This is a genomic window from Flavobacterium sp. GW823-FHT06G12 (assembly GCF_058794775.1).
The window spans coordinates 182330-195540 of sequence record NZ_JBXAHE010000005.1 but is presented as its reverse complement, the minus strand read 5'-3'; the positions used below and the strand labels follow the sequence as shown (position 1 = coordinate 195540).

General features: G+C 33.0%; 13 protein-coding genes and 1 pseudogene. 6 read left to right on the top strand and 8 right to left on the bottom strand.

The features are described from left to right. Positions 1 to 80: 80 nt before the first annotated feature. On the top strand, positions 81 to 500 hold the full coding sequence (locus AC1Q5Z_RS19205) for a hypothetical protein (protein WP_286971961.1): 420 nt from the start codon (positions 81 to 83) through the stop codon (positions 498 to 500). Between the two features lie 67 nt (positions 501 to 567). Here AC1Q5Z_RS19205 and AC1Q5Z_RS19200 read toward each other — a convergent pair whose 3' ends face one another. Then, positions 568 to 1116 (bottom strand): DUF4494 domain-containing protein, encoded by a 549-nt coding sequence (locus AC1Q5Z_RS19200; RefSeq protein WP_488755174.1) that lies wholly within the window; start codon positions 1114 to 1116, stop codon positions 568 to 570. Between the two features lie 399 nt (positions 1117 to 1515). On the opposite strand from AC1Q5Z_RS19200, the gene AC1Q5Z_RS19195 reads away from it, so the two are divergent. Continuing rightward, entirely contained in the window at positions 1516 to 1758 is a 243-nt protein-coding gene (locus tag AC1Q5Z_RS19195; protein ID WP_198857598.1) for a hypothetical protein, read from the top strand. Positions 1759 to 1786: 28 nt separating this feature from the next. Here the strand turns inward: AC1Q5Z_RS19195 and AC1Q5Z_RS19190 are convergent, their stop codons facing one another. Beyond that, the gene (locus tag AC1Q5Z_RS19190; RefSeq protein ID WP_492446420.1) at positions 1787 to 2725 is read right to left on the bottom strand and encodes a hypothetical protein; all 939 of its coding nucleotides are present in this window, start codon (positions 2723 to 2725) and stop codon (positions 1787 to 1789) included. Between the two features lie 88 nt (positions 2726 to 2813). Further along, positions 2814 to 3347 (bottom strand): helix-turn-helix domain-containing protein, encoded by a 534-nt coding sequence (locus AC1Q5Z_RS19185; protein WP_492446418.1) that lies wholly within the window; start codon positions 3345 to 3347, stop codon positions 2814 to 2816. A 187-nt stretch (positions 3348 to 3534) separates the two neighbouring features. Between AC1Q5Z_RS19185 and AC1Q5Z_RS19180 the strand changes: the two genes are divergently transcribed. Beyond that, entirely contained in the window at positions 3535 to 5001 is a 1467-nt protein-coding gene (locus tag AC1Q5Z_RS19180) for a glycoside hydrolase family 130 protein (protein ID WP_492446416.1), read from the top strand. 2 nt (positions 5002 to 5003) lie between these two features. On the opposite strand, the gene AC1Q5Z_RS19175 is transcribed toward AC1Q5Z_RS19180, so the two are convergent. Continuing rightward, complete coding sequence (locus tag AC1Q5Z_RS19175; protein ID WP_492446415.1) at positions 5004 to 5780, bottom strand: TIGR03915 family putative DNA repair protein; 777 nt, start codon at positions 5778 to 5780, stop codon at positions 5004 to 5006. A gap of 5 nt (positions 5781 to 5785) precedes the next feature. Next, positions 5786 to 7042, bottom strand: a pseudogene (locus AC1Q5Z_RS19170) (putative DNA modification/repair radical SAM protein). Positions 7043 to 7337: 295 nt separating this feature from the next. Between AC1Q5Z_RS19170 and AC1Q5Z_RS19165 the strand changes: the two are divergent. Then, on the top strand, positions 7338 to 7583 hold the full coding sequence (locus tag AC1Q5Z_RS19165) for a hypothetical protein (protein WP_111362850.1): 246 nt from the start codon (positions 7338 to 7340) through the stop codon (positions 7581 to 7583). On the opposite strand, the gene AC1Q5Z_RS19160 is transcribed toward AC1Q5Z_RS19165, so the two are convergent. Next, the gene (locus tag AC1Q5Z_RS19160; protein ID WP_492446412.1) at positions 7580 to 8341 is read right to left on the bottom strand and encodes an alpha/beta fold hydrolase; all 762 of its coding nucleotides are present in this window, start codon (positions 8339 to 8341) and stop codon (positions 7580 to 7582) included. The two genes, AC1Q5Z_RS19165 and AC1Q5Z_RS19160, sit on opposite strands and share 4 nt — an antisense overlap. Continuing rightward, positions 8335 to 9237 (bottom strand): EamA family transporter, encoded by a 903-nt coding sequence (locus AC1Q5Z_RS19155; RefSeq protein ID WP_343587358.1) that lies wholly within the window; start codon positions 9235 to 9237, stop codon positions 8335 to 8337. Before AC1Q5Z_RS19155 ends, AC1Q5Z_RS19160 begins: the two co-directional genes overlap by 7 nt. A 161-nt stretch (positions 9238 to 9398) precedes the next feature. Here AC1Q5Z_RS19155 and AC1Q5Z_RS19150 point away from each other — a divergent pair, with 161 nt between their 5' ends. Then, the gene (locus AC1Q5Z_RS19150) at positions 9399 to 9857 is read left to right on the top strand and encodes an Lrp/AsnC family transcriptional regulator (protein ID WP_278022657.1); all 459 of its coding nucleotides are present in this window, start codon (positions 9399 to 9401) and stop codon (positions 9855 to 9857) included. A 76-nt stretch (positions 9858 to 9933) separates the two neighbouring features. Here AC1Q5Z_RS19150 and AC1Q5Z_RS19145 read toward each other — a convergent pair whose 3' ends face one another. Next, positions 9934 to 11514 (bottom strand): tetratricopeptide repeat protein, encoded by a 1581-nt coding sequence (locus tag AC1Q5Z_RS19145; RefSeq protein ID WP_343587354.1) that lies wholly within the window; start codon positions 11512 to 11514, stop codon positions 9934 to 9936. Positions 11515 to 11954: 440 nt separating this feature from the next. Between AC1Q5Z_RS19145 and AC1Q5Z_RS19140 the strand changes: the two genes are divergently transcribed. After that, positions 11955 to 13181 carry a DcaP family trimeric outer membrane transporter gene (locus AC1Q5Z_RS19140; RefSeq protein ID WP_278022655.1) on the top strand — a complete coding sequence of 409 codons (1227 nt, stop codon included), beginning with the start codon at positions 11955 to 11957 and terminating at the stop codon, positions 13179 to 13181. Positions 13182 to 13211 lie beyond the last annotated feature (30 nt).

Below are 13211 nucleotides of genomic sequence, written 5' to 3'. Positions count from 1 at the left end.
GTTTAAGGTTTTAAAATGTGAATTGGACTAACATTTTTATTACCTTTAGTATCAAGCAAATAACTTTAAAAGCAAATACCATGAAAAAGAAATTATTGATTTTAGTTGTCTTTTTAGGGACAATTTCACTTGCAAATGCACAAAGCATAGGAGACGTTACAAAAGCGGCCAGTAAAGCATCGACAACGGCAGTACCCGCTTTTGATGCTGCTAGTATCGCGAATCAGGTTATGGGAGTACTTTCTCCAAAATTGAAATTAACCGATGCTCAAAAACCGGTTGTAAATTCATTGGTAAATGAAACTCTAAATAAAAAGAAGAATATTTTGCCTACAATGGCTACAGACAAAGCAAGTTATACTTCTAAAATGACTACCACTAGAGAGTCTTTTATATCCAAAATGAAAAAAAATATTAGTCCGACACAATTTGATGCCTTAACAGCTTTATTGCCCAAATCAGCTTCGGCAGTAACACCATTGGCAAAAATGCTTTATTAAAATTGGCCAAAATAAAAAAAAGCTTCAGATTATTCTGAAGCTTTTCGTTTTTATATTTTTTAGGATATTATTCCTCGACAGCAGTTTCAAATTCCATATGGTCAATCATTTCTGCTTCTGTTTTTTCTGGTTTAGAAGCTTTTAAAGTATTAAATCTTTCCAACATTTCTGTTTCGCCCTCTTCACCGCTGAAATAAGGAAAAACATCCATAATTGCCGTTTCTGAAATAGCAGGAATAGAATATTCTCCCATTGTATTTTTCATTATATGAAGTGTGTTGTCATAAGCTTCGCGAACATCATTTGCTTGAACCAGCATATACATGCTCGTTTTTCTTTCTTTTCCACTTTCTTCATCGTAAGCAATTAAAGTGATTTTAGATTTAAACCATCTGTCTGCATTTTCAAAAGGATGAATTTCGGCATAATTTGCCACTTTAATAGCTGTGATTTTAAATTCTTCACTAGTGTACGCAGCCATTTCTTCAGTCATTCTTTTTTCAGCTTCCGTATAAGACAAAGCATCAACCAAATAAGGCTCGGTTAAAACTTTTTGTCCTCCAGTTTCATCTGTTTTTCTATATTTTACTTTGCATTCGTACCAAATTGCGCTCATCTCTTTATTTAATTTTTAAGGATGTCAAAGATAGATTATACTGCAAAATAAACAGTTAAAACTTTAAATAGATATTCACAATTTTAACTGATTTTAGGTAACTTTTTGATGCTCTGAAAGTTGTGTTTTTGATAAACAATTTGTCTTCATTACAAAAAATAAAAATTTTCTCTCTTCTATTTTATTGATTAAAGTGTTGAAAAATAGGTATTTATTTTGTTAGAAAAGAATTATTTAAAAAAACTGAAAAAACTGAAATCCAAAAAATCAATTTGCACGTAGATATCGGTAACAATGGCTAAGAATGAGGTAAATTCGAATGGTATTGGTTTTTGGAGCATATTGAATCTTACCGCATTTTTGGCTATTGTTTTTTTATAAATTATTAAAAATAATAGGTTGGGGAAATTAAACGTTCAAAAGTTAAAAGAGACTTTAAAATATCTGGAAAGCAAACAACGCGAATTAAAAAGACAAGATCAAAACGATGTGAGAAGTCTAGAATCGATGATTAAATATCTGAAAAAGGATATGATGGAACAGCACAATTTGGCTGAACATCACCAGCTGATAAAACAAGAAATTAAAGACACCGAAAGTTTTATTGAGAATGTTAAAAACATCATTAAAATCAATTCTTAAAACAGTTTAGTATTGCAAAATTTTACTTTTATTCTAATCTAAATTTTTCGTTTTTACAATCCAAAATAAGTTTGTGATTGAGGAAAAGTTTGTTGCCAATCATTCCCTGCATTCCAGAACGCTTCATTAAGAATTTTTGAAGGTCTGAAGTGCCTTCTATATATGTAACTTCAGAAAGGTTCAAAGTCAATTTATCAAATTGTATTTTCTTTTTCGCGGAAGCAGAATAAACATGCAATGTATTTCCCCAAGAATTCCCTTTTTCGGTTTTTACTGCGCTGTTTTTAAGTCTGTATTGCTGCCAAATTTCTTTTGTAGTTATCAGTTCGTAACCGCTTGTTCCAGAATCGTATAATAGTTTTAGATTTTCATTTTCTATAATTGAAGGGATTAAAATTTTGCGTTTTTTGAATTCAAAATCAGAAAAATCATTTTCTTGAATTTTCTCTATAAATGAACATTGATTGTTTTTGAAATCTAAAACCGTAACTCGTTTTTCTAATAAATCGGTTCCAATTGTTCCAATACTATTTTCAGCATTTGGATTGTCAAAACTGATTTCTTCTCCATAATTCAAAACTTCAAAAGTATTGGAAACAATTTTCATATTTCCGATTGAAAAAGAACTTGAAATTTCATTGTTTTTAGTATCAATTTTTAGCTGATTTTGAAACTTTTTAGCAATCGACTCTAATGATTTTTTGTAGAAAACCGTTGTCGACGAACCCGAATCAAACTGCATAAAAAAGGTTTGATTGATTCCGTCAATTTTTATTGGCAAAAGCAAAGCAGAATGGGGGTTTTCATTGCTAGAAATCCATTTAACTGGAATGTTTTCGGCAATTCCAGAAACCTTCAAATAATTCTCAGGCGGACTGAATTTGTGTCGGAAATATAAATATCCTCCAAATAAGAATAAAACGATACTGGCGAGAAATACAACGGCAATTTTCTTAAATAATTTCATGGTCATTTTTTCCTGCAAGATTCGGGTTTAGATTCCGATTTTCGTGCAAAAACAATACGACAGTTTTACGTCATTTTTATGACTTTAATTATAAGAAGTTGTTTTTCAGTTTTATAGCTAAATCTTGTTTTTGGTTTAAACTAATTCCGTTTAAAATAACAATAAGAAGTTTTAGACTAAGAATTGCAATTAAAGGAATAATGAAAAGCGGAAATTTTAGAACAAAAGACTTTTGAATAAACGGACTTGCAATCATTAAAACGGAAAGTAAAAGGCTTAAAACAATTTGAAGACTTTGTTTTCCTAATTCTTTGTTTGTAGCATCTTTGGTTTTATAAGATAATATTAAAGGAAAAATAACGCTTCCAAACGGAATTATAAGTCCAGATAAAACAGAAAGATTAATAAGTTTAGCTCTTTCGATTTGAATATTTTCCTTTTTAAAAATGAGGTTTTCAAGATCGGTTTCTAAAGCTTCGGCAATAGTTTTTAATGTAAAACCTTTAAGAATACTTCCTGCTTCAATTCTCTGAATCGTTCGTAGAGAAAGGCCAGATTTTTCGGCAAGTTCATTTTGAGTCATGTTTTTTTCTTCCCTCAAAAATTTAACTTTATTCTTCATTGTTTTGTGTTAGTGGTCTGAGACGAAATTATGAAAAAAACTTTTGATCAAAGCCGTGTGAACAAACCTGAAATTATAGGCTAATTCGAAGTTTTAATAAAAAATTAAGTTTTTTTCTTTAACAAATTTTAGTAACTTGTTGTGTAATAAATAATTCCTAAGAGTTGTTGCCTTAAAAAAACTAATTATGCGAGTATCCGTTGTTCGAAAAAATATAAAATTATTACCAGATTCCAAAAGAGTTGTTGCCCGATATTTTATGAATGGGCAAGAAAGAACCCAGCAAATGGTACTTCGGATAATGATGCTAGACGAAAAACAAGTTTTGCAGACTTTGGAGCAGACGCTTCGTGAATTTGCTAGAAGACACCGAAATATTTCGGCAGTATTTTTTAGACATTGCGAAAGAATACGACCAATAATCGAAGCAATGCAAATTGATTATGAAGCGATGTCTCTAGACCGAAAAATGCTGATTGGTTCTTATTGCACTATGGAATATGCGATAGAATCGGCTGCGATTTTTAATCCTTCTATTGTTGAAGATTTTGACCAGACAGGACTTGAAGTTGGAGAAAAACGCGTTATTATTTCATTTCGGGCAACTGGTGAAGGTCATATTTCGTCGATTGTTTTTAGAAGAGCAATTTTAGATCGTGACAATAATCTGCATATTATGAAAATAGGAAATCATATTGATCAAGCAGAAATTGAGCATAAAACATTGTTTAATAAAGAACGATTTTTGACCAAGCTGTATGAGATGCATACAACTGATAAATACATTGCTCAGATTATGCAGGATCTTCCTGAAGAATTTGAATTTGCTGTTCTTAAAAATATGTTGATTGAGGCTTTAAAAGATCCTTTAATTCGTGAAGAAAGAAAAGTTGCACTGGAAGAAATTTTGTGGTTGGCAAATTCTTTTTACGATTTGCAGTTCAAACACGATTCTGATATTACAGAGCGTGTCATTTTTCCAATTTCTGATTCTGAAAGTCGCGGAATTGAGGATGCGCGTTTTGTTCGTTTTACTGATGATAATGGCTCTGTTAGAGTTATGGCAACATATACAGCTTATAACGGACATACAATTTTGCCGAAGTTAATTTCTACTGAAGATTTTTATAGTTTTAGAGTTATGCCGCTTCATGGAGAAGGTGCACAAAACAAAAATCTGGCTCTATTTCCTCGAAAAATAAAAGGCAAATATGCCATGCTGGCGAGAATTGATGGTGTGAACAATTATATTATGTATTCTGATCGAGTAACACAATGGAACACACCTGTTCTCTTGCAAAAGCCTAAATTTACTTGGGAACTTACTCAAATAGGAAATTGCGGTTCGCCATTATGGACCGAAGAAGGTTGGCTTGTTATTACGCATGGAGTTGGTACTATGCGACGTTATTGTATTGGAGCTTCGCTATTTGATATTGATGATCCTTCAAAAGAAATAGGAAGACTTACAGAACCGTTGCTTTCTCCTTTAGAAGATGAACGAGAAGGTTATGTGCCAAATGTAGTGTATTCTTGCGGGGCAATTATTCATAACAATAGTTTAATCTTGCCTTATGCCGTATCTGACTATTGTTCTACTTATGCTGTGGTAGATATGGTAGAGTTGCTGGATGCACTTAAGAAAAGCAAGTAAAATTACCTTTTGTTGAGGTTTGGAATTTTCTCTGTCAAATTTTTCCAATATCGTTTTGGCATGTGTTTGATATGAAGTTTCGTGTTTTTACGCGATTCTATATTGACACTACAAAAATAGTTGCGCCATAAATTCTGAAAAAACTCCTCGTTTTCATCATTTATTTCGGCTAAAAAACTCGAAGAAGCATTCCATTCAAACTGCATTTCGACAGTAGAGACATTCTCTAGATCGTAGTAAATTCCGTATTTGCGCTTGGAGTCGTAAATTAGCCAGCGTTGATCTGAATATCGATTTTTAAAATGCTGTTCAATAAGTGGTAAAACATCGCAATCTGGATCTACAATGGCGTAGTATAAATTGTCTTTTGTTAGTTTAAACCGAACAAAAGCTTTCATTCTATGACTTTCTTTTCCCGTTAAATGCGCTGCTTTTTTTACATTCGAAACTTCGATTCGGCTTAAATCTCCTTCTATATTAATTGGACTTGCAAAAGCATATTCGACAAATCGAAACAAGATTTCTTCTATCTTTTCCAATTCAGATAAAAAGGCAAAATAAATATTGTTGAAACCGTGATGCGAAAGACGCTGGTGCAAGCCATTTAAAACTCGATTTGCTTTTTCTCCATTTGTTGTTACAAAATGGGAATTGGAAAAAAGAAGGGTATTTGAAATTTCTTCTTTGGCAAAAACAATGTCTTTAAGTTTGTACTCGTAAATTTCAAAAACCGCGGTGAGCCAGCCTTCATAACTTCCATCATAAACTATTTGTGTCATTTGAATTAAAATAAAGAAAGCTGGTTCGAAAAATTATTCTTGTATTTACTGTTTTGCAAATTCAAAATCTGACTTTTTATTTGAACAGAAGTTAGGTCTTTTTGCATATAGAAAGGCGAAGAAAAAGCCAAGAAAAACTTCGATCGGCTGTAAGCAATTCCTAATTTCTTTAAATCTTCTGGCTGTAATTTTTTGAAATTTCTTGCAGCAACAATCTTTTTCGCGTTCAAAAATCCGATGCCCGGAATGCGCTGAATTAATTCTAAATCTGCCGTATTGATATCTACTGGAAACTGATGCAGATTTCGCAATGCCCAACCCAATTTAGGATCAATATCTAAGTCAAGATTTGGCTGGTCAAAACCAACAATTTCATTGACATTAAATCCGTAGTAGCGAATTAGCCAATCTGCTTGATACAATCGGTTTTCGCGAATCATAGGCACAGGAGTTCCAATGGCAGGAAGTCAGTTATCGTGGCTTATTGGCACATAACCAGAATAATAGACACGGCGCATTTTCATTTGTTCGTAAAAATAATTGGCCATTCCGAGAATTTCCAAGTCATTTTCTTTTGTTGCGCCAATTACCATTTGCGTGCTTTGTCCAGCTGGAGCAAAAAGCGGTGTTTTGTAATTGGATTTTTTCTCTTCCTGATAATCGATAATTTCGTTTTTAAGATATTCCATTGGCTTAATCACGTCTTTATGACTTTTATCTGGAGCCAATAGTTTAAGACTCTGTTCTGTTGGCATTTCAACATTTACGCTCAAACGGTCGGCATATAATCCAGCTTCTTTTAGCAATTCTTCGCTGGCACCTGGAATTGCTTTTAAATGGATATAACCATTAAAATTTTCCTCCAATCTAAGTTTTTTGACAATTCTAACCAGACGTTCCATAGTATAATCGGCATTGTCGAAGATGCCAGAACTCAAAAATAACCCTTCAATGTAATTTCTTCGATAAAAACCAATTGTCAAATCAACAACTTCCTGAACGGTAAAAGCAGCTCGTTTAATATCATTGCTTTTACGGCTTACACAATAGGCGCAGTCAAAAATGCAATGGTTGGTAAGTAGGATTTTTAAAAGCGAAACACAGCGTCCGTCTTCTGTAAAGGCATGGCAGATTCCGCCTCCTGTGTCGCCCAATCCTTTGTTTTTGTTTTTTCGTGTACTTTGTCCCGATGAGCAAGAAACATCATATTTGGCTGCATCTGCTAAAATCGCCAATTTCTCCATTACTCTTTCCTGTACCATTTTGCTCTTTTTTTAGTTGTTTTTTGAAACGAAAATTCATTCTTTCAAAACTAGGAATTCATGCTAAAAAAGAGGCGAAAGAAACTGTTCTAAATTGTATCAACTTTTTTTTGAAAGGTTATTTTTACATTCAAATTTTAACTATCTTTAAACTTCAAAACAGGTATAAATACGGGGTTGTAAGTTGTCAAAACTTTTTACATTCGCCCAAAGTAGAAAAACTGATTTTCCCCCTTAATATTAGTTTTTCAGATTTAGAAGTATTAGCAATTATTAGGAACAAACGGCTAAAACAATGAAATTTGTAAAAGGACAAGATGTTTCCTACACAGCATTGAGTGGGATATCTTATAAGGGAACCATTATCGAAAGGAAAATGGATTTTAAAAAGGGATTGATTATAAAATCGACTTCAAAAGAAAGAGATTTTCATTACCTCATCGAAATACAAAAAAACGGCACGACCGAGAAAATTCTGTGTGCCGAAAATCATCTTAAATTACTGGAGAAGAAAAAACGTGTAGCAAAGAAAGTAGCTTAGTTATAAGCTGTAATAAACGCGACTACTTTTTCTATTGCAATTTCTGGAGTTTCTTTGTGCGGTGTATGTCCTGTATTTGGTATTATATACTTTTCAGCTTTTCCAGATGTAGCATTTATTGTTTTTTCGACTTGATCTAAAGTTCCATATTCATCTTTTTCACCTTGGATAAATAGTAGCGGAGATTTGATTTTGGGAAGGAAATGTTCAATATTCCAGTTTCTAAAATCATTTCGCAACCAAGTTTCAGTCCAAGCTTTAAAAATAGTTTCGGTTTTGTTTCCGTGATATTTTTGGAGCCTTTGAGGCAAGTTTGTATTTTGATACGCTTGAGCAGCTTCGCGAATACCGTTTAGGGTAATTTCTTCAACAAAAACATGAGCCGCTTCACAAATAACCATTTTAATTCGGTTTGGATATTTACTTACGGCAATTAATGCGATCGAACCTCCATCGCTGTGGCCAAATAAAATGGCATTTTCAATATTTAGATTTTCGAGTAATAAGTTTAAGACGTTAGCTTCTTGTTCCAGATAATTTACAGGACGAAGATAAGTCTGCATAGGATCTGATTTTCCGTAGCCTAATCTGTCATAAATTAAAATGTTGCACCGGCAAACGGTCGCAATTCTTCTTGGAAAATCTCTCCATAATTCTACACAACCTAAAGAATCATGAAGGAAAACAATAGTCGGACGATTTTCAAAATTATTGTGATATTCGGCGTAAAGATTATTTTCGTTTATATGGATTAACATATTGCGGTTTCGTTTTGAATCACTTTTTCCTTTTTAGCTTTCGATATGTTAAGATACACGATTGAGCCAAGCATTATCGCAATTCCGATAATTTGCAGAAAAGTGACTTTTTCTCCCAAAATAATATGAGCGCAAAAAACAGCTGCAGGTAATTCTAAAGTTAGTAAAACAGAACTTAAGCCGGCGCCAATTTTAGGCATCCCGACTGTAAAACAGATAGGCGGAATTACAGTTCCAAAAATGGCTAAAAATGTTCCCCATTGCAGCAATCCAAAATCTAAATGTGTGCTTGTAGTAATGGCTTCACAGTTAATTAAAAATATAATCATGGCAGAACCACTGGTCATTAAAGCACTTTTTTCGAACATGGGAGTTTCTTTGCCAATTTTGCTCGTAAAAACGATATAAAGTGTATAAAGCAAAGCCGATAATAAACTCAAAGCTATTCCTGTAAATGATATATTGGCATTGCTTAAGTCTAAAAGGTTTCCTGCCAGAATAGTTCCTAAAATGATAAAAAGTGCCGAACCGACTTCTACCGTATTTGGTTTTTTCTTGAAAAATATCCAATCGACCAAGATACTTAGCCAGGTAATTTGCATTAATAAAACAATTGCTAATGATGCCGGAATATAAGCCACAGATAAATAGTAAGTATAAGCCGAAGAGCCCATTGTAGTTCCTGCTAAAAGCAATTTCCAATTTAATGTTAGTTTAGTGCCGTATTTTAATTTTCTGAAAATGACGATAGACCATAAAATTAAAGTTCCCGCAAGTGCTTGTGTCAAAGTGATTTCGGCAGGAGAATAACCTTCTCCGTAAGCGATTTTGGCAAAAGAAGACAGCATTCCGAAACTTAATGCGCCCAAAGCGACGATGATAATATATTTGTTCATTTTTATTCTTGAAAATATGTTTTGTACAGTCAAAAGTATAAAATGAAGAATAATGGTCGTTATTTTTAATTTAAATATGTATTTAATATTTTAAAATGCGTATATTTATGTATTTTGTCCTAAAATGAATTATTTTTTACACTTTAACTGGAAAAAATCCGATGCAAGAATTAAGCAAACAAGAGATAGAGTTACTTCGAATTCTTCAAGAGAACGCAAGATTTGATATAACCGATTTGACAGAAAGACTCAATATGTCTAGAACTTCTGTTTACGACCGAATTAAAAAACTTGAAAACGAGGGGTATATTAAAGATTATGTCGCTATAATTGATCCTAAAAAAGTTGGATTAAATTTTACTGTTATTATAAATCTTTCTCTAAACAGCCAACGTTTAGATCTTGTAGAAGAATTTTCGAGGCAAGTCGCAGCACTCGATGAGGTTGTAGAAGGATATGTTACAGGCGGAATTTTTGATTATGTTTTGAAAGTTGTGGTAAAAGATCCAGAATCGTTTAATGATTTTATTAGAAAGCTTTCAGATATTCCAAATATCAGTAAAGTCCAGAGTTCTTTTGTTATGAGCTACATTAAGCAATCAACTAAATTACATTTTTAACTTAGAGTTAAAAACAAAAAACTACGCAAAGCCTTTTTTATTAGGACTTGCGTAGTTTTCTATATTTTATAAATAATCAAATATCTTCTTTTAATCCAATTCTTTTTAAGCTGTTTACCATTCTAAAAACAACCTCATCAGAAAACATAAAACTGCAAAATATTTCTTTGATTTCTGTTGGAGTTTGGGGTTGTAGTTTTAGAAGGTTGTTTAGCTGTATTTTAGCTTTTGCATCTTCATTTAGCAGGGATAAGGAAACCGCTTTTAGCAAAGAATCCCAAATGGTTTCGTTAAAATCCATATTGTCTGCCCAGTATAAGGACTTTTGATATTCTTTTTTATGAATGTAATAGTAGCAATATCCAATATTAATCCACCACGGATGCGAAGTATTTATTCGAATTGCATTTTCTACTAAATTAAAGCCTTTCTCAAAATAGCCTGCAAAAATTAACATGCAGCCTATTCCTGAGATAATGCCAGAAGAATTAGGGTTTATTTTTATGCATTGCTCTGCGGCAGAAAGACAGTTATCTTGATCTTTTTTAAAACAGCTTAAAAGTGCTAGCGAATACCAAGCCTGTTGGCAGTTGGGATCTATTTTCAATGCTTTTGTAATGCAGTGACTGCTTTTTTCGATTGTTTTCTTGCAGTTGTCTATTCCGAGAGCAATAGCAGCCAATTGCATTTCGCCCAACATTGCCCAAGCTATAGCATGGTTTGGATCTAATTCTACGGCATCATTTAAATTGGATAATGCATTTGCATAATTTTCTATAGAATAGGAGCATTGATATTCGTGATAACTGCAGATTGCTTTTAAAATACCCGAATTGTTTGATATTTTAGAAGGTGCTGTTTTTACCATTTCTTTAAAGATAATGCCATAATAACCGCCCATGCTCGAAACGATATCTTTCACGATTTCATTTTGTATTCTAATACCGTCATCGATTGTGGCAGGCGTAAACAATTTAGTCAATATAAATTTACCAGATGATGAGTTTACAAGATTGACTCTGATCTGCATTTTATTATCAATAATTTGAATATGTCCTGTTATAATGAAATCGGCTCCTACTAAACTGGCGGCTTCTAGAATATTTTCATTAATTTTTGAAATTACACTAGATGCAAAATGGCCTATTACAGAAATGTCTTGAAAACGTGAAAGTTCTGCACTTACTTCTTCGGAAAGAATTTGAGAGAAAGCTTCTAAATCGGGCCTTTGAGAAGTCGATTTAAATGGAAATACTGTGATGACCAGATTTGATTTACTTGTGTTAATAGGGAAATCAATGTGCCTCATTTTGTTATTATGAATAAATTCGGGAACGTAACCGCCTTTGGGGACATGAATAATCACCGAATTATCTTTTCCGTCAGAAGAATAATATTCATTGAGAAGTTTCCTTAATCGCCCTGCATGAATACGAACCATTGCGTCGTCGTGAGGATTGAAATGAGAAGGTCTGCTTAAAGCATTTACAGCTATCGAATATTCTTTAATAAACTGCTGTCTTTGGTCTATGGTTTCTGTGACTATATATCGCAGAAAATTGCTTAACAGCATTGAATTCTTGAAAGAATTAAACTTTAAAACATTTTCCAGTTCATTGTAAATGGTATCCGGGGAGATTTTTTTTATTGACTCCATAATAAATTATTTGAAATTATTAACGTCGAAAAAAAAGTCACTGGGCGGGTAAAGTGTTAAATATGATGTAGTTACAAATTTATAAAAATATGTGAATATTTAACATATTAATATTATTAATCTGATTTTTTAACCGTTAAATGTAACCGTTAATAACTCTAATCATGCACTAGTATTGATTATATTTGTCTGATAATCAGTTAGTGTAGCGTCTTTTTTTGCTTTTTTAACAAAAAAGAAGACGACATTATCAAGTTCTTGATTTTTTTGTCTGCCCAAAAAAGAAAAATTTAAAGAATATTGAAAAGATTTTTGAAGCTAAAAGCCAGTTCTGAGAAATACAGATTTTTAAAATAAAGTCACTTTTATTTTTAAGCCCAGATTGTAAAAAACAAATGAATAGTAGTAAAGCATCCCACAATAAACAAACTATAATCATTATGAAAAAAAGGTTTTTACAAATGGTCACGATCAGGCATCGAGCCATTATAATTTGTTTTCTCATTTCCGCTTTAGCTCAAGCTCAAGAAGAAGGATCTAAAAGCATGGAAATCTATGGTTTCATTATGACCGATGTTGGTTATAATTTTAATCAAATTCAATCAGATTGGTATGATGTGGTAAGGCCAACTAAACTGCCTTCGTATAAAAATGAATATGGTCCAGACGGCAATTACTATGCTTCTGTACGCCAGACTAGACTTGGCTTTAAAAATTATTTTAATACTGGACTTGGAGAATTGAAAACACATTTTGAATTCGAGTTGTTTGGTACTGGTGTAGATGCTGGACAGACTACTTTTCGTTTGCGTCATGCTTATGCCGAGTTAGGAAAATTTGGAGCTGGACAAACTTGGAGCCCCTTTATGGATATTGGCGTATTTCCGAATTCACTAGAATATTGGGGGCCAACTGGAATGGTGTTTTTTAGAAACATTCAAATTCGATATATGCCAATTCAAGGCGATACTCGTTTAACCATTGCATTAGAAAGACCTGGAGCAAGTGCCGATCAGGGAGATTATGCCAATCGTGTAGAATTGCAAGGCGTAAAAGCAAGATTTCCGTTGCCAGACCTTTCAGCAGAATACCATCTTGGAACTAAATGGGGTTATATTGAGCTAGCAGGTATCGTAAGAAAAATTGAATGGAAAGATCAAAACAACGATCAGTATAATTTATCAGGAGATGCAGTAGGCTGGGGACTTAACTTAAGTACCAATATTAACTTTAGTAAAAATGATGTTTTTAGAGGGCAAGTTATGTATGGAGAAGGAGTACAGAACTACATGAATGATGCTCCTGTCGATATAGGTATTAAAAATAATCTAAGTAATCCTGTAACTCCTGTAAAAGGTGTTGCGCTTCCTGTGGTTGGTGTTGTCGCTTTTTTAGATCATAATTGGAGTGATAAGTTTAGTACTGCAATAGGATATTCGATGATTGATATTGACAACTCAGACGGACAAACAGACAGCGCCTTTAAAAAGGGACAATACGCTCTCGCAAATATCTTGTATACTCCTGTAAAAAACTGTATGGTTGGAGCTGAATTTCAGTGGGGTAACCGCGAAAATTACAACGACGGATGGAGCACTTCCATAAACAAAATACAGTTTTCTTTTAAATATAATTTCTCTGAAGCATTTTATAGAAAAAATCAATAGAAAGCTTTGTGTTTATTAATCACTTAAAAA